Raw genomic sequence first — 19,996 nt, 5'->3', positions numbered from 1 at the left:
CCCATCCGCGACCGGCGGCCACCGGTCTGGACCTGAATTTCGGATGCGTCGTCTCGCGATCCTGCTTTGTTTCACTGCCCTTTCCGCCTGCTCGACCGTCGACGCGCTTGCTCCGGTGTCGCCCGGTCCCAGTGGCTCGTCCGTTGCCTTGCGCGCACCGCGTTTCGCCGATTCCAAACCCCATGAATGGGACAGCGGCGCGCCTTGGAATTACGCCGTGCACGGGACCGACGTATCCAAGTACCAGACCTCGGTGGATTGGCCCAAGGCCAGGGCAAGCGGCGTTTCCTTCGCCTTCATCAAGGCGACCGAGGGCGGCGACCGCGTCGACGACATGTTCGCCGACCACTGGCGTGGCACCAAGGCGGCAGGCGTGCCGCGGGCCGCCTACCATTTCTACTATTTCTGTCGGCCGGCCGCGGAACAGGCCCGCTGGTTCATCGAAAACGTACCGAATGAACGCTCCTCCATGCCGCCGGTGCTCGACATGGAATGGAACCCGCAGTCGCCCACCTGCAAGCTCAGGCCTCCGGCAGAGACAGTGCGTTCGGAAATGCGCATTTTCCTGGAGATGGTCGAGAAGCACTACGGCAAGAAGCCGATCATCTATACATCCGTCGATTTCTTCGACGACAACGACCTATCGACCTTCCGCGGCTATCCTTACTGGCTGCGCTCGGTGGCCGGCCACCCGACTCAGAAATATGGCAGCCACCCCTTCACCTTCTGGCAATACACCGGAACCGGTGTCATTCCCGGCATGAAAGGCGACGCCGACATCAACGTCTTCAACGGCTCCGAGGCCGCCTGGAACAAGTGGCTGCGGCAGAACACCCGTTGACAGGGCGGCCACAGCCTGCTTTTCGGGGCTGACTTTCGCCGGTCTCATGTACCGCGCCACGAAATCAGTCCGAAAGGAAGACCATGCGACTGCGCTCCAGCCTCATCGCGGCGCTGCTGCCGGTAATGGCAGCGACCACCGCCATGGCGCAGCAATCCGCGCCCTCAGACCAATTGCCTGCTCCGACGGCAGGCCAGAAGCTGGATCCGACCGCTGCTCCGTGCGGCGGTGACTTCGAAACCTGGAAGCAGGGCGTCGCCGAGGAGGCCAGGGCGGCAGGTGTTGGTGAAACCGGCCTGGACGCGCTCGAAGACGCGACTTTCGACACCCGGGTACTCGCCCGCGACCGCGCTCAAGGCGTATTCTCACAGACGTTCACCCAGTTTTCCGGTCGCATGATCTCGGCCTACCGGCTGAAGCAGGGCAATGCCATGCTGCAGAAATACGGTTCGGTGTTCGCCCGCGCCCAGCAGGAATTCGGCGTTCAGCCAGCCATCGTCACCGCTTTCTGGGCGCTGGAAACCGACTTCGGCGCGGTCCAGGGCGATTTCAACACCCTCAATGCTCTCGTCACACTTTCGAACGATTGTCGCCGCCCCGCGGTGTTCCGTCGTCAGATCATACCGCTGCTCAAGCTGATCGATCGCGGCGACCTGCCTGCGGACGTCAAGGGTGCGTGGGCCGGCGAGATCGGCCAGACGCAGATGCTGCCGATCGACTACCTGGAAGACAGCGTCGACGGCGACAATGATGGCAAGGTCGACCTGCGCAACAGCGCGCCCGATGTCATCATGACCACCGCCAAGAAACTCGAAATCAAGGGCTGGAAACGCGACCAGCCCTGGGTTCAGGAAGTCCGTGTGCCCGACAGCTTGCCCTGGGAGCAGACCGCGCGCACCAACAAGATGCCGATCAGCCAGTGGAACCAGTGGGGCGTGACCAATCCGGACGGCTCGCCGCTCGCCGATAACGGCCTGAGGGCGGGCCTGGCGCTGCCCATGGGCCGCAAGGGTCCGGCTTTCCTGACCTATGACAATTTCGATGTCTATATCGAGTGGAACCAGTCCTTCACCTATGCGCTCACCGCCGCCGTGATGGCGACCCGCTTTGCCGGCGCGCCGGCCTACGATCCGCGCAATGCCGAACCCGGCCTCAGCCTGGAACAGATGAAGGAATTGCAGACCAAGCTGGAAGCCAGGGGTTACGATGTCGGCAAGGTCGACGGCATCCTCGGCACCAACACCCGCGACGCCGTGCGCAAAGAACAGATCCGGCTCGGTATCCCCGCCGACGGCTGGCCGACGCCGGAACTGCTTGGGAAGCTTTCGTCGTAACCAGAGCGTTTCCGTTTTTCACGGAAACGCGGAAACGCTCTAAGTTTTTGTTTTCGTTGCGTTTTATAACACCAGGTGATTCCACTTGATGTTGTAAAATGCTCTACTTGATCTGCTTGCAGGTAACCGGCTTTTGCGGACTTTGCATAAGGTCCGTAAAAGTGGCCTCGTTGCCTTTGGTCCACCATTCATATTGCTGCCCGACATAGCGTGCGCCGGAGCCGCTGATGACGGACACGGCGACGATGGTGGATTTGCCGAGATTCAGCACGGCGAACTGATTGGCGCTGGTGTTGATGTAGGTAACGGCCACTTTCTGGCCCGGGCAGGCATACGCCACGCTGGTCGTCTGCGGTTTCTCCTTCCCGGGCAGCTTGAGCGTCACGGTGGTCGCCGAGGCTGTCACGGTCATCGCCAGCAATGCGCTGCCAAGCAATACGGCATCCTTCACGATCGTTCTCCTCAATCGGCCATGGTCTCGAGGCTGGCAAACCCCTGTGGTGCGTCGCCTTCGTCGAAAGGCGTCGTCACCTCCACGAAGGTGTCAGGGTAGAAACCGTTGAAGCGGGTCCTGAGCGACAGCGAATAGGCTCCGATGTGGCCGATTTCGATCCAGTCGCCCGTGTCCACCGTTTCCGGCAGCCAGAACGGACGCGACAGGATATCGACGGAATCGCAGGTCGCCCCGCAGACCTTGAACGGCACGATGTTCTTCTCCGAGCCATTGCGCGAACGGATCGCCGGGTCGGGAATGAAGCGCGCCGGCAAGGTGATCTTGCCGGTCCATGAATCCGACAACGAAGCCCAGATGCCGTCGTTGATGTAGAGCCGCCTGCCCTTGCGCAGGAGCACACGCACGATCAGCGAGAGGCAGCGCGCCACGACCACACGCCCAGGCTCCGCCACGAGCGGCATCTGGTCGAAGCCGTATTCCTTGAGATCGCCGGAAAGCCTGGACATGATCTGGCCGAGCGACGGCATTTCGACATGCTTGCGATTGGGATCGTGGCCGTACTCGGCCGGGAAACCCCCGCCGACATCGAGGCCTGCAAGATCAAAGGAAAGCCGGTTTCGTACCCAGTCCGCAGAGGCAAGCGCCCGCTCATAGGTGTCGGGATCCTCGATCTGGCTGCCGACATGGAAACACAGTCCGACCTTGTAGCCGGTGCGTGCCAGCCGCTCCGCCAGTTCCACCGCATTGGCCGGGCCGGCGCCGAACTTCTTGGACAGCTCATAGGCAGCATGGCCCTTGGTCTGCACGCGCACGAAAACGGTAATGGCACCGGGATCGATGTCGAGCGCGCGCACCACGCGCGTCAGCTTGGTGATTTCGTCCTCATGATCGACTGCGACGACGCGGATGCCGTATTTTTCCAGCGCCAGTTTGATGTCCGACTGTGCCTTGATCGGATGCATGTAGAGCATTTCCGCATCCGACGAGACGGCACGCACGGCGGCGAATTCGCCGGGCGAAGCCACATCGAAGGCGGTGACGCCGGCCTCGGCAAGCGTCTTCAGGACGATCTGCTCCCCGTTGGTCTTCACCGCGTAGGCGGTCTTGCCCGGAAACATGTCCATGAACTGGCGGGCGTCGGCTTTCAGCACCTGCGGGCGGAAGCAGTAGACCGGATCGTCGGGGCGAAGGGCGAGAGCTGCCTCGCGGGCATTTTCGAATCGCTGCATGAGGCGAATCCCTTTCTCGGTATGCGCACTTAAACCTCACTAGCCGGGAAAGAAAACAGGAACGTGTCCATTCGTTTCGCCGGGGAACCGACCGGCGCCGTTGTCAGGAGCTTCTGCGGCACCGGCGGGATTCGGGTGGCGCTCTGTCGGCAAGCGGCTAGTCTCGTGACGCTGCAAAGCAGCACACGAGGGGCACGAACGCTATGAGCACCACTACCCAAACCGTCCAGACCGGCCCGATGAGCCTCAAGGATTGGGGCCAGCTACTGCTGCTCGGCGCGATCTGGGGCGGCTCCTTCTTCTTCGCGCGCGTTGCGGTGGCAGAAATGCACCCTCTGGTGCTCGTGCTGTTTCGTGTCGCGATCGCTGCGGCCGCGCTGCATGTTTATCTCCTGCTGCGAGGCCCCTCGTTCAAACTGGCCTTGCCGCATGTCGGCCTGTTCTTTCTGCTGGCGCTCACCAACAACGTCATCCCCTTCTCGCTGATTTTCGCCGGCCAGACCGAACTCGGCGCGGGCATCGCCTCGGTGCTGAACGCAACGACGCCGTTCTGGACACTGATCGTTGCCAATGCCATGACCACCGACGAGAAGCTGTCCTTGAACAAGCTCGCGGGCATCGGCCTCGGTATTGCCGGTACCGCGGTGATGGTTGGTCCGGGCGTGTTTGCCGGCCTCGGCGGGCCGGTATGGCCTAAATTCGCGCTGATCGGAGCTTCGCTGTCCTATGCCTTTGCGCTGATGGTCGCCCGAAAGCTGAAGAGTGTACCGCCTCCCGTGCTGGCAACCGGCCAACTGACAGCCTCGACCATCATCATGATCCCGGTCATTCTTCTGACCACCGGCGGTACCGGTCTCTTCGCGGCCGGCATCCCCGTCTGGGCTGCGGTGTTCGGATTGGCGCTGCTCTCGACCGCCTTCGCCTACATACTCTATTTCAACCTGGTCGCCTCGGCCGGCGCTACCAATGCCTCTCTGGTGACGCTGATCGTACCGGTCAGCGCCATCCTGCTTGGGATTGCGTTCCTCGGCGAGCATATCGAGACATTCGAGCTCTTCGGCATGCTCCTGATCGGGTTGGGGCTGGTCACCATCGACGGACGTCTCTTCGCCCGCCGGCGACAGACCGTTTTGAAGAGTTGATGGGACGGGAGGCAGAGTTTCGGCCGACCGGTTTCGCAGTGCAGCGACCTGTCCTCTCCGGCTCGGAATCGTCTCCCTCCAAGTGGTCTTCTGACACCTTTCAGCCACAATTTATACACAGCGGCCACGCCTGCATTTCATCAAGGAATTCAAGGCACAGCGGCAAAATCGAGGTCGAAATTTCTACAGCCCTGTCGCATTGCAGCACATTTTCTCCTTGTGTGTGACCGAAATGCTTCTAGACTCGGTACATAGTTTTCCAAAGAGGAGGCTATGTCATGGGACTAACAAGGCCACTCAATGCACTGATGATTTGTGCTGCATTTGCATTCATAGGCGCCCTCATTGTTGGCGTTCTTCCATAAGGCCGCAGCAGCGGGGGAAGGCAGCACCATATAGTTCAAACCATTGAAAAGGCCGGGGAAACCCGGCCTTTTTCCATTCTGGGCTTTTGCATTGGCATCGCCGCCCCTCTATAGTCGTCTCGGGACCGGGATCAGGATGGCGAGCGATGCGGATCGACGAATCCAGTGCCCGAAACGGCGTACAGACACTCTCCCTTGCCAGCCGTGGCGAGTGGCGGAACTGGCTTGAGAAAAATGGCGGCACGGTAAACGGCGCACGGCTGGTCATTCACCACAAGACCAGCGAAGCAGCCGGTGTTCATTTCCATGAGGCGATCGAAGACGCGCTCTGCTACGGCTGGGCAGACGGGCGCGCAACCAAGCGTGACGGCGACAGCTTCTACCTCACCTTCCGGCCCCGTTCGGCCAACAGCGTATGGGACCGCATCAACCGGGAGCGCGCCGAGAAACTGATCGACCATGGCCGTATGCGCGACGCAGGCCTGGCTGCTATCCGGCGCGCCAGAAGCGCAGGCACCTGGGAAGCGCCCCTGAGCGCGAGACAGATAGACCTGCCGGCCGATCTGCAGCGGGAATTCGACGAGAACCGCATCGCCTATCGCAATTTCGAGCGACTGCCCTCACCTTCCAGAGCGCTTATCCTGAATTGGATCGACAAGGCAGGACAGCCGGAGGCGCGCCGCCGCCGCATCGAGCAGACGATCGCGCTGGCCGAGAGCAATGCGAGCGTCAGCAGGATGCCTGCGGACGACTAGCCAACCGCTTGCTCATGCTGCCGCCGAACCCGCCTTTGGCTGATTTTCCGGTAGTTCCGGTGCCGTCTGCTGCGCGCGGATACCAATCATGTGGCAGATGGCGAAGACGAGGTCGGCACGGTTCATCGTGTAGAAATGAAAATCGCCGACACCGCGCTCGACGAGATCGAGCACCTGTTCCGCCGCTACTGCCGACGCGACAAGCATGTGCGTCTGCGGATCGTTGTCCAAGCCCTCGAAACGTTCGGCCAGCCAGGCCGGCACATGCGCACCGGCGCGCGAGGCAAAGTTCGCCACCTGACGGAAATTGTGCACCGGCTGGATGCCCGGCACGATCGGAATGTAGATGCCGGCGCGACGCACCCGCTCGACGTAACGTTCATAGAGGTCGTTGTCGAAGAAGAACTGCGTGATCGCACGCTTCGCGCCGTTGTCCACCTTGCGCTTCAGCATCTCGATATCGGTGGCGAAATCCGGGCTCTCAGGGTGCTTTTCCGGATAGGCGGCAACGGAGATATCGAAGTCGGCGATGGTCTTCAGACCGGCCACCAATTCGGCGCCGTTCTGGTAGCCGCCGGGATGCGGCGTGTAGGCCTGCCCGACACCGGAGGCCGGATCACCGCGCAACGCCACGAAGCGCTTTATGCCGGTGGCGAAATAGTCACGGATTACGGCATCCACTTCCTCGCGCGTCGCCCCCACGCAGGTCAGATGCGCCGCCGCGGGAATGCTTGTCTCATTGAGAATGCGCCGTACGGTGCGCGCCGTGCGCTCGCGCGTGGAGCCACCGGCGCCGTAGGTGACGGAAACAAAGTTTGGCCTCAACGGCTCCAGCCGCTTCACCGTCTCCCACAGGCGAGCCTCCATCTCGTCGGTCTTCGGTGGAAAGAACTCGAACGATACCCTGACCTTGTCGCCGATGTCGGGACGGCGGGAAAAACGGAACTGGTTCATCAGGCAACTTCCCGCGCGGGTTGAGTTTCAGGAGTGGGATCGGCGATCAGCAGACGGCGGTCGCGGCCAAGCCACAACTTGACGGTAAGCTTGGCGTCAGAGCCGCCGCGCGGTTCGAAATCCTGGCTTTCCTCAAGATCGAGCCCCGCCTCGGCAAACCAGTCGGCGATCTGCCTGTCGGAAAAGCCGAGGCGCTGATGCGCATGTTCGTCACGCAGGAATTCCAGCGTGTGCGCGGCGAAATCGACGATGATCAGCCGGCCGGAGGGGCGCAACAGCCGCGCCGCAGCACGGATTGCCGGTGCCGGGTCATCGAGATAGTGCAGCACCTGGTGGATGGTGATCAGGTCAAAGGAATCGCGCTCGACCGGTGGCGAGAAGATGTCGCCTTGCCGGACCTGTGCGTGGGCGACACCCGCCTGATCGAGATTGGCGCGAGCCACCGCCAGCATTTCGCGCGACATGTCGATGCCGACGCCACGCCGATAGAGCGGCGCAAAGATCTCGAGCAGGCGGCCCGTGCCGGTGCCAAGGTCGAGCATGGACTGGAACGGCCGCTTGCCGACCAGCTTGATGAGCGCGGCTTCAACCGCGCGTTCCGGCACATGCAACGAACGAATCTCGTCCCAGCTTGCCGCATTGGTCGAGAAATACTCGGCGGCGCGGTCCTGACGCTTGCGCTTCACCGTCGCCAGCCGCTCGAGATCGCGCTCGATCTGCGGATCGTCGGCGCGGATACCGGAAATCAGCCGCAGCACGAAATCGCGCGCATTGTCGAGATCCGCGAGACGGAAGAACGCCCAGGAGCCTTCCTGGTAGCGGCCGATAAGCCCGGCCTCCAGAAGCAGCTTGAGATGGCGCGAAACACGCGGTTGCGACTGGCCGAGGATCTCGGTCAGATCCGAGACAGTCAGGTCGCCCCTCGCCAGCAGCGCAAGAATCCGAAGCCGGCTGGATTCGGCGGCAGCCTTCAATGTATCTACCATCGTGTCGAGTGCGACATGCATGAGCGGCATTCCTCGAAAAGATATAAACATATGTTTATGTCAAATTCGAACGCGGCGCAATTGAGAATGTCGTTCGGCGAACAGAAAATGGCGCAGCCCTTTTGCGCGGAGAAACGATCGATGTTCGAGAGGCGTGGCGGCGAGGAGTTGCTGGAGCAGGATCCGGCCGAACAGCCACCGGATGGCCACGTGGTGTTCATCGGCCGTGTCCTGTCGCCCTGGGTCGAGCGTGAGAACTGCCCCAGGAACATGCGCGCCGCGCGTGAGACCGGTCAGGCCGCCTCGCTTCTCATCGATGAACCTTACCGCCCGGGCCTGGCAGGACTGGAACGTGTCACCCACATCCACGTGCTGACCTGGATGCATCACGCACCGCGGAATCTGATTGTGCAGAAACCGCGCCATGCAACTGAAGCCAAAGGTGTTTTTGCGTTGCGATCACCTGCCCGGCCGAACCCCGTCGGCCTGCATTCGGCGCAGTTGCTTTCATTCGACATCGAAACCGGGCGGATCGAGCTCGACGCAATCGACGCGCTCGATGGCACGCCGATCATCGACATCAAGCCCTATTTCCCGTCGGTCGATGTCCTGGCTGACGCGCTCATGCCGGACCGGAGCGAGCGATGAGCGCCCCGACAGGCCGCCGCCGCGCGATCGCCAAGGCGCTCACGGCGCTGCTGCCGCTGGCGCCCTATGCCGACATGGAGCGCATCCGCACCGACGCCGGCGCCGTGCATATGAAGACGCTGCCGCCGGGCATCGCGGTGTGGCTGGCGACGATCGCCCATGTCCGCCACCAGCATACCGACTACGAAAAGCTGCTGGCGGAAGGATACGACCGCGATTCCGCGCGTTTTTTCGTCGTCGACCAGACCAATGAAGTGCTGACGCGCTGGCGCGCCACCCGCCTGCTCGACCCTGACGACGACGAAGAATAGTCGCTTCAGATCGCCGTGAAGGCGTTGTCGACGAACAGATGCGCGCCGTTGACGAAGCTCGATTCGTCGCTGGCCAGGAACAGCGCGGCCTTGGCCACCTCCTCCGGTTCGCCGATGCGTCCCTGCTGCGCGGCGATCGCCGCCTCCGAAACGTCGACGCCGTGGCTCTGCAGCTCCGCCACTTCGCGCAGGCCGTGCGGCGTGCGGATGAAGCCCGGGCAGACCGCATTGCAGCGGATGTTGCGGTCGCGGAACTCGACGGCAATCGCCCGCGCGAACATGTGGCAGGCGCCCTTGGTGGTGTCGTAGAGCACCTCCATCGGCGTTGCTGCCACCGCCGAGATCGACGAGGTGCAGACGATCGAACCGCCGCCGGCGGCGATCATGCCCGGCAGCACGGCGCGCGTCATCAGGAACATCGACCGCACGTTGACCGCGTGCAGCCAGTCCCACTCCGTCACCGTGGTTTCCAGGAACGGCTTGATGACGATGGTACCGGCGTGATTGAACAGCACCGTGGCCGGTCCGAAGGTCTCGGCGGCAGCCTTCACGGCCGCCGCGACCTCGGCTTCGTCCGAAACGTCGGCAACGAAGCAGGCAGCCTTGCCGCCAGCGGCCTCGATTTCGGCAACGGTCGCCGCCGACGCTTCCGCGTTGCGGTCGACGATCGCCACCCTCGCCCCCTCCGCCGCGAACAGCTTCGACGCAGCCCCGCCCATGCCGGTCGCCCCGCCCGAGACGATCGCGACCTTGCCTTGCAATCTTCCAGTCATGCTCTTGTCCTTGCTGTTGTCTTGTTCACCGGCCTGCCGCGGCTCTCACTCGGCCGGATGACCGCGCATGCCGCCCGATACGGCAAACTCCTCCTCGGGCGACAGCACCAGGCGATGCCGGCGATAGAAGCCGAAATAGGCGAGCCCGATCGCATACCAGACGGCAGCCGCGATGGCCGCCCAGCGATAGAGCGGATCGAAAAACTGATAGCCCAGCGTGATCAGGCAGATCAGGATCGTCGCGTAGGCGCCGAACCGACCGAACGGACTGACGAAAGGCCGCTCGATCGCGGCATGGAGCTTGCGCAGCCGCAAGAACGCGATGCTCTGCATCACATAGGACACCATGCCGGCAAACACGATCATCGAGACCAGGAACCCGCCCATGAAAGCGACATTGTGCCGGCCGCCCAGGAACCAGACAAGCAGCAGCATGAACAGCGCGAGAGCCGAGCCGGCGGCAAGCGCAATGTTGGGGGTCTTGGTGCGGGCATTGGTCACCGACAGCGCCGTCGGCAGGTAGCCGGCACGCGACAGCGAATAAATGTTGCGACCGGAGGCAAAGGAGCCGGCGAAGAAGGAAGCGGCAAGGCCCAGAACCGCGACCGAAGCCAGCAGCTTCGCCCAGCCGTCACCGAAGATGGTGCGGAAGCCGTCGAGCAGCGGTTCGCCGGATGAGCCCATGGCATGAGCACCCTGCGGGATGGAAGCGCTGAAGAACAGCACGCCGAGCGCCAGCGCCGCCAGGGTCAGGATCGACAGGATCAGCGCCCGAGGCATGTCGCGTGTCGGGTTCTTTGCCTCTTCGGCGGTGAGCGGCAGCTGTTCGACGGCGAGGAACATGTAGACCGCGAAAGGCAGCGACAGCATCACTCCGGTGAGGCCGAAGGGCAGCCATTCGCCATTGCCCTCCGGCAGCAGCGTCGCCCCCTGCGGGCCGGCCGCGATGTTCAGCGCATAACGGGTGAAGTCCAGATGCGGGATTGCCACCACGAAGAAGAACAGAAGCACCACGATCGCCGCGACTGTGATGTAGATGACGACCCGCATCGAAAGCTCGAGACCGCGCAGCGACAGGCCCAGCATCACCACATAGCCGCCGACCCACCACAGCGGCAGGACGCTTTCCGGCGTGCCGAATATGGCGGCGAGATAGGAACTCATGAAAAACATGTTGGCGGCCGGCGCCAACACGAACTCGATGTTTTCGGCAAGGCCGGTGGTGAATCCGCCCCACGGCCCCAGCGCCGTGCGCGAAAAGGAATAAGCCCCGCCGGTGTGCGGCAGCGCCGCGCTCATCTCGCCGATGGAGCAGCACAGGCAGATATACATGAAGCCGATGATCAGCGCCGCCAGCAGCAGGCCGCCGAAGCCGCCTTGCGAGAAGCCGATGTTCCAGCCCGAATATTCACCGGCAATGACGGCGCCGACGCCCATCATCCATAGCGAGAACAGACCGGCATGCCGTTGCAGCTGCCGTTGCTCGAAATAGCTCTGGTCTACTCTCTGATATGTGACGCCGGCTGTCCGGCCGGCCGAATTCCTGCTCATCCCTGTCCCCTCCTTCAAAGAGGGTCGCCACCGATCGCTGTCGATCGATGCTGGCCCTCCCATGGTTATCCGGCATAGTTTCAGCGCCGTGCATGCGGCGGAATATCCCCAAAGGGATATGGCTTGAGGGATAGAAGGTGTCGTGATTTCGAAGTTCGTCCGATCGTCGGTAAAGTCACCCCTCGCGACTCGGCTAGCGGTTTGGACAGCGCAACGAACGCATTTCAGACGGGACTGGACGATGCAGGCTCACCATCCGTCACACAGGAAGTGGCAATGAACGATCAGACAGCGCTCGCGGCCTGGCATGCCGCGACGCCGGAACTGGTGGCGCATCTCGGCAAGCCGGGCTTCCCCGAGCGGCTGGATGCGGCGCTGCGCGCGGTCACGCCCTTCGATCTGTCCTGCATCTTCGCCTATCCGGGACGCGACCGCCCTCATCTGCTCCATGACGGGCTGGGCGAAGTCTCCTCCCGGCAGATCATGCGCAACTATCTCGACGGCACCTACCTGCTCGATGCCGTCTATTCCGCATGCCTGCGTCGCGCATCAAAAGGCCTGCACCGGCTGGTTGACCTGGCGCCGGACGCCTTCTTCGAGGCCGAGTACTACAATTCTCCCGACGTCCATCCCTGCATCTCGATGGAGACCGGCTCGCTCAGCGAGGAGATCGTTTTCCTGGCGCCGTTGCAGCCCGGTTTCTATCTCGCCTATTCGCTGTTGCGGGCGAATTCCAGCGTCACATTCTCGACCGCCGATTTCGAACGCTTGCAGCAGACCGCCGCGCTGGTGACGATGCTCATCAGCAGGCATTGGGAACATCTGGCACCGGAGGTAGCGGCCGAACCCAGCCAGCCGCATGATGCCGACGATGTCGAGCGCGCCTTCGCCACCTTCGTGCCGTCGCGATTGACGCGACGCGAACAGACCATCGTCAGCCTTGTGCTGCGGGGCCATTCATCCATATCGATCGGACGCATCCTCGGCATCGCCGAAGGCACGGTGAAAATCCACCGCAAGAACATCTACGCCAAGCTCGATATCTCCAGCCAGACCGAACTGTTCAACCTGTTCATCAAACATCTGCTGAGCGAGCGCTGAACCGCATTCGGCAACCAGGAAGCAATGGCCAAGGACACGCCCCGCATGCCACTGGATGACCTAGATCGACGTATCCTGACCGCACTTCAGGAGGACAACCGCCTGTCCTTCGCGGAACTCGCCCAGCGCGTCGCCTCCTCCGCCGCCTCCTGCATGCGCAGGGTGCGACGGCTTAGGGAGGACGGCGTCATCATGGCCGATATCGCCCTGGTCAACCCTGGAGCCGTCGGTCGATCGCTGACCGCGGTGATCAACATCGAACTGGAGAGCGAGCGGCTTGACTTGATCGACGCTTTCAAGCGCGAGATGCGCAGCGCCCCCGAGGTGACACAGTGCTACATGGTCACCGGCGATGCCGATTTCGTGGTTGTCGTCATCGTAGACGATGTCGCCGCGTTCGAGACCTTCACCAGGGAGCGGCTCTACGCCAATCCCAACATCCGCAAGTTCCGCTCCATGATCATGCTCGATCGCGTGAAGTTCGAGCCGCGTGTCGCGCTCTAGCCGCGAGATCGCACCAGCAGTCTGGGCAAATCAACCGTTCCGTTGTCTGCGCCACCCCTCCAGACGGCGCGTCATGCGCCGGAAGTGATCGAGCGAGGCCAGCGCCAGATCAGGATCACTGGGCTCGATATCCCTGGCTGCCTGATGGTTCTTGTCCTGATACATGTAGCAGAGAACAGGTTTTTCTTCAGTTCCAGCAATCTGATAGCGGTAATAGTAGAAGTCACAGGCCTTGCCTGGTCGAGCGGGATCGCCATCCCGCAAACGGTCGAAGCAAAGGCTGATCTCCTGACGGCCGTTGATCAACGAACGCTGGATCATGCACATGCCAAGATCCAGCGATTGGCCATAGCCATGACCGGCAGCCTCGAGTTCGGCGAGCAGCGCTCTGACGTGCTCGATGGTGATCGTGGCGGACAATTGCTGCCAGATCTTGCCCGCCCTGTCGTAACGCTGCAGGAATTGCGGCCAGAAGGCCGCGATCTCTGCTTCGTCGGCGTTCTGGAGTGCATCGGCATCGAGCGAGCCTGTTGTGGAACGGGTGAGCTGGACACGCCGATCGACCTTGCGGCCACCGAGGCGCCCCAGCCATCCGGCCCGCTCCTCGACCTGCCCGACCTGCCAGGCCAGGCCACCCGGTTCTGGTCCGCGTTGCGCTTCGATGTTGACGGGACAAAAGGCATCGCCATTGGCCGGCGCCAGGTAGCGCGTCACGACGAAATGCCAGTCTCGCTCATCTTCCGCTGCCAGGGTGAGAGCGCCATAGCCCGAATTCAACAGCAAGCCATCGTGAATTCCCTGCAGCGTCTCCAGATCAGGAAGCCTCGCTGCATCCGACATCGCTGGCGGCTCCTGCGGGATGAGTGCCTGCCTGCAGCGCTCCGCTTCGGCCTGATCGCCGTGATCCGTCCAGACCGTGGCGAGAAACTCCGCCATGTTTGGGGTCAGGCGATCGGAGGCCAACAGCCTCTCCGTGATGTCACGCAACAGATTGTCGCGCCCCTGGTGCGCGGCTGCCTTTGCCGCCCGCAGCACCAGTCCGATCTGGTTTTCTTCCTCGTCGAACTCGAGCCGGCCTGTCTCGAATGTCCAACACCAGTCGGCGAATTCGTCATAGAGAGCGACTACGTCGCCATGGCGTCCGAGCTGATCATAGGCATAGCCCACGCCATTCAGCCGTTTTTCATATCCCCAATTCGTGCCGAAGGACCGGCGCAGGACATCATAGGATTCGATCACCCCCGCCCATTGGCGCGCATGGAGCTGGTTTCGCAGCCGATTGCTGTATTGCTCCCAGAACGGCGAAACCGCCCAGCCCTTGTCATGCCAGGCTATTCCCTCCAGGTAACGTTCCTGGTTGATGCCCCAGGACGAGCCGAGATTGTTGCACAGCATCGCGTAGACGTGCGGATCGGCATCCTCGCTGTTGCCGTCCCCCATCTTGAAATAATGTTCGAAGCGCTCCGCGCCAAGCTTGTAGACCTCAGCCTCCACCCGGCGAGCACGGGCGAAATCGTCGGCGCCGACATATTCCCCCTCTTGCTGTAACTCCTCGATGAATTCCGCGACGTCGCAGCCTGCCGCATAATAATCGCGCGCGCCCGCCTCGGATGTCCGCTTCCACACGATCTGCTCCAGACCATGGGCTCGCCCCATAAGATGGTTGAGCTGCGCCCGCCAGAGCTGTGCCCTGGGGTCGCCACCGAATTCGAGGTAGCGGTCGAGATCGACGGAAGCTCCGTTGAGATCATCCGCCATGGCACGCGCCCTCGCCCTGATGCGCCAGGCCAGGGGCTGGTGCTCGACACGGCGAAACATTGCCTCGATGCGTTCGCGTCTTTGCGCCGGAACGGTCAGCGTTGCCCGCATGCGCGCGAGCCATACCCAGTCATGACTGTGCTCGTCGCCCAGGGCGGTGGTGGTTTTGAGAATTTCGGTGGCCAGGCCGACGTCGGCGTTGCTTCTGAACATGACGTCGTACCAGAGCCGCCCGGCGCCATCGAATTCGCCATCCTCCCAGAACCATCGCGCGGCCGTCATCCAGGCCGTGTGATCGGCGAAGCTGCCGATCCTGGTCACCGCTTCCAGAACCAGCCGACGCGCCTCTTCCCTGCGGCCGAGATCGCGGCAGATCCCTGCCTGCCAATAAAGCGCGAAACCAAGTTCCTGCCAGCGATGCGGGCTTTCAGGCTGCCGGGCAAGGATTGCGGCCTTGTATGGCTCGAATGCAGTCATGGCCTCTTCGCCGCGCCCCATCTGCTCAAGCAGGCGGATGCGCCATTCCAATATCTCCGTATCGCCAGGCTCGCCGGCCAGATGAGCTTCCGCGAGCCGCAATGCTTCCGCCAGCCCGCTCTCCTCACCAGCGAGATCGCGCAGGATCTCGCTCAACGCACGTGAGGATCTGTCGCTCTTCATGATCGGCTTTTCCCATGCTCTTCAATGATCGCGGCTCCGGAGCCGGTCAGGTTCGCTACACAGCTAGAGCGATTCACCGTCCCATGGAAACGGCATCCGCTCCATTTCCGGGTCGTGACGCAATTTTGGACGAAACACACCAGACACTTTTCCTGGAATCGCCCGCGATCACTCGAACTTCTCATGGGCATCCGCACGGCCCATGACCCAATAGCCGGATGCTTTCATCCAGCTGAGCGGATGGCCCCGCTCCTGCACGAGATAGCTGCGGATAGCGCGCGTCACCAGCGCTTCGGCCGCGATCCACACGAACGTTCCCGGCAACAGGCCGATCGTCTTCAGCAGGGCCAGCAGCGTGGTGGGATCGCTGCTGTCCGAAATCGAACGGTGAGCCCACAGCGTGAGCAGATCGGCACGTGTATCAAACACCAGATGTTCCTGCGGTCCAGTCACGGCGACGACACTTGTGATGCGGCTGCCCTCGCGCGCTTCCTCGATGCGGCGGGCGATGGCCGGAAGCGCCGTCTCGTCACCGATCAGAAGCCAGTGCCGGATATCCGGAGAAACGATCGTCGAGCCCTTCGGACCGCCAACCTCAAGCCGGTCGCCCGGCCGCGCGTCGATCGCCCAGTTCGTTGCCGGTCCGGCATCATGGAGCGCGAAATCGATCGCCAGCACGCGCGCCTCGGCATCGTAGTAACGTGGCATATAGGACCGCGGCACGATTTCGCCTGAAGGTGTCGGCACGAAAATCTTGATGTGATCGTCGGGTGCGAGGCTTGCAAAGTCGTTCAGGTCGTCACCCGAAAAGACGATGCGCAGCATACCGGGCGTCAGGCGGATGCTCCGCTCGACCCGAAGCGAGCGGCGCCTGAGTTCGAAGCGAACACGTTCGATGCGCGGCGCATCCGCTGGAATGTTCGCGGTTGTCTGGATATTCATCTGTGTCCTCTCAAGGCTCCTGCCTCGATCTGCTGGACACAGCCGCGCAGATCGCGGCGGAGAGCCATTCGATCTTGCGCGTTGAGTGACGTTAACGCTTACGGCCAGTGCAACTGGCTGATAGCTTTCAACTAGGTCGCACCCGGTCGCCTGTCAACTCTTGGCGTGGTGTTCCAAGGCTTCGGCCTGAACCCGGTCTACCATCAGGATCCCGTCGAGATGATCCACTTCATGCTGCACCAGTTCGGCGAGGTCGGGTTCGAGACACTCAAAGCCTTGGATCTGGCTATCGAGATCAAGGCATTCGAATGTGACAGCCCGGCTGCGCATCACCGGCACCTTTCGTCCGGGAATGCTGAAACAGTCATCCAGCACGGAAAAAGTCTCATCCGAACGCCAGGTGATGCGCGGATTGACGGCAACAAAGGTCCCCAAACGACAGTCGAAGGCGATCAACCGCCAGGGCGAACCGATCTGCGGCCCGGCCAGCCCGCGGCCAAAGCCTAGGCGTGCCTTGAGATCGGTCAGCGTATCGGCAAGGTCCATGGCGTCCTGCCGCCAATCGTGTCTGGTCGGATCGACTGCCTGCGCGACCTGCCGCAGCCGTGCGTCACCGATCAGAACGACTTCTCTCACCGCCATGGTCTGCCTCCTCTTCAAAGACGCCAAACATAGGTCACTGGTGAAAACCGAATGCGTCAAAGAAGGCGAAGCAGTGAAACGTGTGCTGCCTGGCAAGGACAGACTTGAAACAGCCGTTGCGCTGATCGTTCCGTTTCAGCAGTCCCGCCGTTTTGATCGCATCGCGCGCACGCAGACGGCCATTCTGAGGAATATGGCTCATCGTGCGCGGGCATTCTGTGTCAAAAGATGAGGAGAGACCATGGACCAGATCGTCAGCGCCCTGCCCGCTCTCGAAAGCCGGCATATCGACCCGCACAGCTATCCAGCCGGCGTCGCCTTCCTGGACGAACAGTATCTGCCGATGTCGCAAGCCAGGATTTCGGTACTCGACTGGGGCTTCCTGCATTCGGACGCCACCTACGACACCGTTCACGTCTGGAACGGCCGCTTCTTCCGGCTGGACCTGCATATCGAACGTTTTTTCGGCGGCCTGGAACGGCTGCGCATGTCGATCCCTTTCAAGCGGGAACAGGTAGCGGAAATCCTGCATAATTGTGTGGCGCTCTCCGGCCACCGCGCCGCCTATGTCGAGATGCTGTGCACGCGCGGCGCCTCTCCGACCTTCAGCCGCGATCCGCGCGATGCCATCAACCGTTTCATGGCTTTTGCCGTGCCCTTCGGCTCGGTGGCCAATGCCGAGCAGCGCGAGCGCGGGCTGCATGTCGCGATCAGCGACCGTATCCGCATCCCACCCGCGTCAGTCGACCCGGCGATCAAGAACTACCACTGGCTCGATCTCGTGCGCGGCCTCTACGATGCCTATGATCGCAAGGCCGAAACGGCGCTGCTGCTCGACTTCAACGGCAATATCGCCGAAGGCCCGGGTTTCAACGTCTTCGCGGTCGAGGAAGGCAGGCTGGTGACGCCGGCAGTCGGCGTTCTGGCCGGCATAACCCGGCGCACGGTTTTCGAACTCTCAAGCGAACTCGGGCTCGACTGCAAGGCAGTCGACGTGAGCATGATGACACTCAAGGGCGCCGACGAGGTTTTCATCACGTCCACCGCCGGCGGCATCATGCCGGTGACAATGGTCGACGACAAGCCGATCGCCGACGGCAAGGTCGGGCCTGTCACCAGACGGCTGGAACAGCTCTATTGGCACAGACACGAAGACCCCGCCTGGTCGAGCCCCGTCACCTATCCCAGCTAGAGCATTTTGTAGCCAAGTGGAATCACTTGGCGTTACAAAAATGCGACGAAAACAAAAACTTAGAGCGTTTCCGCATTTCCGTGAAAAACGGAAACGCTCTAGGCTTGGCATTCACGCCCAACCAGCCAGCCTATCATCGTGCGCAGTTCCGTCGTCTGAAGGGCGGCGTCGAATCCGGCATTGCCGGAGGCCAGGAAGCTGGCATCGAAAAGGTTCTGGACCCAGGCAGCGGCGCGTTCCGGGGGAAACGCAAGTTGCGTGCCGCGATCGGCCATCCGTTCCAGAAGAATTGTAAGCGAACGCCTGGCTCGTTCTTCGTCCTCGCTGAACATCCGCGCAAATGCCTCGTCGCGACTGATTTGCAGCAGCGCCACCGCCATCAACCCCGGCGCCAACGGATTGGCGAGGTCATCGAACAGATATTGCAGGATACGGTGAAACCCTTCCCGCGGATCGTCCTCGACCTCGGCTTCCAGATAGACCGCGGTCATGCGCTCGAAAGCATCGCCGAACAGGCCATGCACGATGTCGAGCTTGGTCGGAAAATAGTGGAACAGCGTGCCGGAACCGATACCCGCGCGACGGCAGATCGCCGCGGTCGAAGTGCCGTCGACGCCATTGGCAGCGAATTCCTCGGCGGCTGCAACAAGGATGTCGGCGCGCTTGCGGGCATGTTTCTCAGGATCGACGGTGCGCATCGGGCGATCTCGGGCGCTTGACTGTTTTCTGCATCTCGCTCATTAATAGAGCATATACTCCATTATTGGCCAAGAGTTTTCGGATGTCTTCCGCGGTGACGGTCTTGTCGAAGCCAGAGCTTGGCCGGCGCCTGCTGCCGGTGATCGGCCTGTTCCTGCTCTCGCCCATCTCGGCTGAGTATCTGGTCGGTTATGCCGAAAGCACATATCACCCGCTGGAAATGTTGTGGGGCCTGCTGATTCTGGCCCCTCTCTACGGTTCGGTCGCGCTGCTCATCCGCGAGATCGCGCGACGCACCGGACGCGGATGGCCGACCATGCTTCTGCTCGCCGCCGCCTTTGGCCTCATCCAGGCTGGATTGATCGACCAGAGCCTTTTCAACCCTCACTACGGCACCGATCTCAACATCGCCTATTGGGATACAGAAAGGCTGCCCACCTGGATAAGCCCGCTCGGGATCAGCGCCAACCTGACCCTCGACTTCGTCAGTACCCATGTCGTCTGGAGTTTCGCCGCTCCGATCGCATTGGTGGAATGCTGCGCGCCACGCATTGCCGATCGGCCATGGCTCGGGCGCATCGGCATCCTTTTGATGATATCGCTCTATCTGGCTGCCGCCGCCCTCGTCTTCGACGACCATCTCAGGGTCACCGGTTTCATGGCAACAAAGGCGCAGGTCGTGGCAACGGTTGCCTGCGCCCTGCTTCTCGGCATCGCCGCCCTTCTCGCACCGGTCTACATCGGCAAACGCGCCGGCTACGTGCCGGCACCATGGCTGGTTGCCGTCTTTGTTCTGGCCATACTTGCCCTGCACATCTTCTCTTCGCCGGACTGGACCGGCGTTTCGCTCTCGCTGCTCGCCTTCGCCGGCTGTGCGATGCTGATTGCGATATGGTCGGGTCGCACGGCGTGGAAAAGCATCCACGTGCTCAGCACGGCGGCGGCTGCCCTCCTTGCCTACGCGCTGACGTCCTTTGCCGTTCAGCCGGCCGGCGATGCGGCGCTCACCGTGAAATACACGGTCAACGCCGTCATGCTGCTTGGTGTGCTCGTGCTCGCTGCCCTGGCCTACCGACAGCTGCGTGCCGCTCGATAGGGCGTTTCCGTTTCGCGAAACGCTCCAGGAAAACCGTTGCACACTTTCCCTGGAATTGT

20 protein-coding genes are annotated in these 19,996 nt (G+C 62.1%); 10 read left to right on the top strand and 10 right to left on the bottom strand.

Going from position 1 to position 19,996, the window contains the following annotated elements; genetic code table 11:
• Window positions 1-43 precede the first annotated feature (43 nt).
• Together ACFWYE_RS10020 and ACFWYE_RS10015 are read left to right on the top strand one after the other, a co-directional pair.
• Window positions 44-841 (top strand): GH25 family lysozyme, encoded by a 798-nt coding sequence (locus tag ACFWYE_RS10020; protein WP_379068511.1) that lies wholly within the window; start codon window positions 44-46, stop codon window positions 839-841.
• Window positions 842-924: 83 nt separating this feature from the next.
• A complete protein-coding gene (locus tag ACFWYE_RS10015; RefSeq protein WP_379111095.1) occupies window positions 925-2,175 on the top strand; it encodes a lytic murein transglycosylase in 1,251 nt (416 codons plus the stop codon).
• Window positions 2,176-2,278: 103 nt separating this feature from the next.
• Here ACFWYE_RS10015 and ACFWYE_RS10010 read toward each other — a convergent pair whose 3' ends face one another.
• Window positions 2,279-2,626, bottom strand: coding sequence for an MliC family protein (locus ACFWYE_RS10010; protein WP_379111093.1), 348 nt, complete (start codon window positions 2,624-2,626; stop codon window positions 2,279-2,281).
• Window positions 2,627-2,637: 11 nt separating this feature from the next.
• Window positions 2,638-3,858 (bottom strand): alanine racemase, encoded by a 1,221-nt coding sequence (locus tag ACFWYE_RS10005; RefSeq protein WP_379068502.1) that lies wholly within the window; start codon window positions 3,856-3,858, stop codon window positions 2,638-2,640.
• Between the two features lie 203 nt (window positions 3,859-4,061).
• On the opposite strand from ACFWYE_RS10005, the gene ACFWYE_RS10000 reads away from it, so the two are divergent.
• Window positions 4,062-5,000, top strand: a complete 939-nt coding sequence (locus ACFWYE_RS10000; RefSeq protein ID WP_379111092.1) for a DMT family transporter — start codon at window positions 4,062-4,064, stop codon at window positions 4,998-5,000.
• 511 nt (window positions 5,001-5,511) lie between these two features.
• Window positions 5,512-6,120, top strand: coding sequence for a YdeI family protein (locus ACFWYE_RS09995; protein WP_379111090.1), 609 nt, complete (start codon window positions 5,512-5,514; stop codon window positions 6,118-6,120).
• A gap of 12 nt (window positions 6,121-6,132) precedes the next feature.
• Here the strand turns inward: ACFWYE_RS09995 and metF are convergent, their stop codons facing one another.
• Window positions 6,133-7,074 (bottom strand): methylenetetrahydrofolate reductase [NAD(P)H], encoded by a 942-nt coding sequence (gene metF / locus ACFWYE_RS09990; protein ID WP_379068493.1) that lies wholly within the window; start codon window positions 7,072-7,074, stop codon window positions 6,133-6,135.
• Entirely contained in the window at window positions 7,074-8,081 is a 1,008-nt protein-coding gene (locus ACFWYE_RS09985) for an ArsR/SmtB family transcription factor (protein WP_379111088.1), read from the bottom strand. Before ACFWYE_RS09985 ends, metF begins: the two co-directional genes overlap by 1 nt.
• Window positions 8,082-8,201: 120 nt before the next feature.
• On the opposite strand from ACFWYE_RS09985, the gene tsaA reads away from it, so the two are divergent.
• Both tsaA and ACFWYE_RS09975 read left to right on the top strand, forming a co-directional pair.
• Window positions 8,202-8,708, top strand: a complete 507-nt coding sequence (tsaA, locus tag ACFWYE_RS09980) for a tRNA (N6-threonylcarbamoyladenosine(37)-N6)-methyltransferase TrmO (protein WP_379111086.1) — start codon at window positions 8,202-8,204, stop codon at window positions 8,706-8,708.
• Window positions 8,705-9,019 (top strand): DUF2293 domain-containing protein, encoded by a 315-nt coding sequence (locus ACFWYE_RS09975; RefSeq protein WP_379111085.1) that lies wholly within the window; start codon window positions 8,705-8,707, stop codon window positions 9,017-9,019. Before tsaA ends, ACFWYE_RS09975 begins: the two co-directional genes overlap by 4 nt.
• A 5-nt stretch (window positions 9,020-9,024) precedes the next feature.
• Here the strand turns inward: ACFWYE_RS09975 and ACFWYE_RS09970 are convergent, their stop codons facing one another.
• Both ACFWYE_RS09970 and ACFWYE_RS09965 read right to left on the bottom strand, forming a co-directional pair.
• Entirely contained in the window at window positions 9,025-9,792 is a 768-nt protein-coding gene (locus tag ACFWYE_RS09970) for an SDR family NAD(P)-dependent oxidoreductase (RefSeq protein ID WP_379068482.1), read from the bottom strand.
• 45 nt (window positions 9,793-9,837) lie between these two features.
• A complete protein-coding gene (locus tag ACFWYE_RS09965) occupies window positions 9,838-11,343 on the bottom strand; it encodes an amino acid permease (protein WP_379111083.1) in 1,506 nt (501 codons plus the stop codon).
• Between the two features lie 276 nt (window positions 11,344-11,619).
• Here ACFWYE_RS09965 and ACFWYE_RS09960 point away from each other — a divergent pair, with 276 nt between their 5' ends.
• Together ACFWYE_RS09960 and ACFWYE_RS09955 are read left to right on the top strand one after the other, a co-directional pair.
• Window positions 11,620-12,444, top strand: a complete 825-nt coding sequence (locus tag ACFWYE_RS09960; RefSeq protein ID WP_379111082.1) for a LuxR C-terminal-related transcriptional regulator — start codon at window positions 11,620-11,622, stop codon at window positions 12,442-12,444.
• A gap of 45 nt (window positions 12,445-12,489) precedes the next feature.
• Window positions 12,490-12,948, top strand: a complete 459-nt coding sequence (locus ACFWYE_RS09955; RefSeq protein WP_379111080.1) for an Lrp/AsnC family transcriptional regulator — start codon at window positions 12,490-12,492, stop codon at window positions 12,946-12,948.
• Window positions 12,949-12,978: 30 nt separating this feature from the next.
• On the opposite strand, the gene ACFWYE_RS09950 is transcribed toward ACFWYE_RS09955, so the two are convergent.
• The 3 genes from ACFWYE_RS09950 to ACFWYE_RS09940 form a co-directional block, all read right to left on the bottom strand.
• Window positions 12,979-15,366, bottom strand: coding sequence for a tetratricopeptide repeat protein (locus ACFWYE_RS09950; protein WP_379111078.1), 2,388 nt, complete (start codon window positions 15,364-15,366; stop codon window positions 12,979-12,981).
• Between the two features lie 168 nt (window positions 15,367-15,534).
• Window positions 15,535-16,308, bottom strand: a complete 774-nt coding sequence (locus ACFWYE_RS09945; protein ID WP_379111077.1) for a siderophore-interacting protein — start codon at window positions 16,306-16,308, stop codon at window positions 15,535-15,537.
• A gap of 153 nt (window positions 16,309-16,461) precedes the next feature.
• Window positions 16,462-16,950, bottom strand: a complete 489-nt coding sequence (locus tag ACFWYE_RS09940) for a peptide deformylase (RefSeq protein ID WP_379111075.1) — start codon at window positions 16,948-16,950, stop codon at window positions 16,462-16,464.
• Window positions 16,951-17,191: 241 nt separating this feature from the next.
• Here ACFWYE_RS09940 and ACFWYE_RS09935 point away from each other — a divergent pair, with 241 nt between their 5' ends.
• Complete coding sequence (locus tag ACFWYE_RS09935; protein WP_379111073.1) at window positions 17,192-18,142, top strand: aminotransferase class IV; 951 nt, start codon at window positions 17,192-17,194, stop codon at window positions 18,140-18,142.
• A gap of 98 nt (window positions 18,143-18,240) precedes the next feature.
• Here ACFWYE_RS09935 and ACFWYE_RS09930 read toward each other — a convergent pair whose 3' ends face one another.
• Window positions 18,241-18,840: a TetR/AcrR family transcriptional regulator gene (locus ACFWYE_RS09930; protein WP_379111071.1), complete on the bottom strand. Its 600-nt coding sequence runs from the start codon at window positions 18,838-18,840 to the stop codon at window positions 18,241-18,243.
• An 83-nt stretch (window positions 18,841-18,923) separates the two neighbouring features.
• On the opposite strand from ACFWYE_RS09930, the gene ACFWYE_RS09925 reads away from it, so the two are divergent.
• The gene (locus ACFWYE_RS09925; RefSeq protein WP_379111069.1) at window positions 18,924-19,937 is read left to right on the top strand and encodes a hypothetical protein; all 1,014 of its coding nucleotides are present in this window, start codon (window positions 18,924-18,926) and stop codon (window positions 19,935-19,937) included.
• Window positions 19,938-19,996 lie beyond the last annotated feature (59 nt).

The sequence above is a fragment of the Mesorhizobium sp. NPDC059025 genome (assembly GCF_042739655.1).
Taxonomy (GTDB): domain Bacteria; phylum Pseudomonadota; class Alphaproteobacteria; order Rhizobiales; family Rhizobiaceae; genus Mesorhizobium.
Note: the sequence above shows the minus strand (reverse complement) of the source record. Positions and strands in the feature narration are given on the sequence as shown.

What these genes read in the sequence shown, in the direction of transcription:
- ACFWYE_RS10020 (WP_379068511.1), top strand. Translation starts at nt 44, where the DNA reads ATGCGTCGTCTCGCGATCCTGCTTTGTTTCACTGCCCTTTCCGCCTGC.
- ACFWYE_RS10015 (WP_379111095.1), top strand. Translation starts at nt 925, where the DNA reads ATGCGACTGCGCTCCAGCCTCATCGCGGCGCTGCTGCCGGTAATGGCA.
- ACFWYE_RS10005 (WP_379068502.1), bottom strand. Translation starts at nt 3,858, where the DNA reads ATGCAGCGATTCGAAAATGCCCGCGAGGCAGCTCTCGCCCTTCGCCCC.
- ACFWYE_RS10000 (WP_379111092.1), top strand. Translation starts at nt 4,062, where the DNA reads ATGAGCACCACTACCCAAACCGTCCAGACCGGCCCGATGAGCCTCAAG.
- ACFWYE_RS09995 (WP_379111090.1), top strand. Translation starts at nt 5,512, where the DNA reads ATGCGGATCGACGAATCCAGTGCCCGAAACGGCGTACAGACACTCTCC.
- metF (WP_379068493.1), bottom strand. Translation starts at nt 7,074, where the DNA reads ATGAACCAGTTCCGTTTTTCCCGCCGTCCCGACATCGGCGACAAGGTC.
- ACFWYE_RS09985 (WP_379111088.1), bottom strand. Translation starts at nt 8,081, where the DNA reads ATGCATGTCGCACTCGACACGATGGTAGATACATTGAAGGCTGCCGCC.
- tsaA (WP_379111086.1), top strand. Translation starts at nt 8,202, where the DNA reads ATGTTCGAGAGGCGTGGCGGCGAGGAGTTGCTGGAGCAGGATCCGGCC.
- ACFWYE_RS09975 (WP_379111085.1), top strand. Translation starts at nt 8,705, where the DNA reads ATGAGCGCCCCGACAGGCCGCCGCCGCGCGATCGCCAAGGCGCTCACG.
- ACFWYE_RS09970 (WP_379068482.1), bottom strand. Translation starts at nt 9,792, where the DNA reads ATGACTGGAAGATTGCAAGGCAAGGTCGCGATCGTCTCGGGCGGGGCG.
- ACFWYE_RS09965 (WP_379111083.1), bottom strand. Translation starts at nt 11,343, where the DNA reads ATGAGCAGGAATTCGGCCGGCCGGACAGCCGGCGTCACATATCAGAGA.
- ACFWYE_RS09960 (WP_379111082.1), top strand. Translation starts at nt 11,620, where the DNA reads ATGAACGATCAGACAGCGCTCGCGGCCTGGCATGCCGCGACGCCGGAA.
- ACFWYE_RS09955 (WP_379111080.1), top strand. Translation starts at nt 12,490, where the DNA reads ATGCCACTGGATGACCTAGATCGACGTATCCTGACCGCACTTCAGGAG.
- ACFWYE_RS09950 (WP_379111078.1), bottom strand. Translation starts at nt 15,366, where the DNA reads ATGAAGAGCGACAGATCCTCACGTGCGTTGAGCGAGATCCTGCGCGAT.
- ACFWYE_RS09945 (WP_379111077.1), bottom strand. Translation starts at nt 16,308, where the DNA reads ATGAATATCCAGACAACCGCGAACATTCCAGCGGATGCGCCGCGCATC.
- ACFWYE_RS09940 (WP_379111075.1), bottom strand. Translation starts at nt 16,950, where the DNA reads ATGGCGGTGAGAGAAGTCGTTCTGATCGGTGACGCACGGCTGCGGCAG.
- ACFWYE_RS09935 (WP_379111073.1), top strand. Translation starts at nt 17,192, where the DNA reads ATGGACCAGATCGTCAGCGCCCTGCCCGCTCTCGAAAGCCGGCATATC.
- ACFWYE_RS09930 (WP_379111071.1), bottom strand. Translation starts at nt 18,840, where the DNA reads ATGCGCACCGTCGATCCTGAGAAACATGCCCGCAAGCGCGCCGACATC.
- ACFWYE_RS09925 (WP_379111069.1), top strand. Translation starts at nt 18,924, where the DNA reads ATGTCTTCCGCGGTGACGGTCTTGTCGAAGCCAGAGCTTGGCCGGCGC.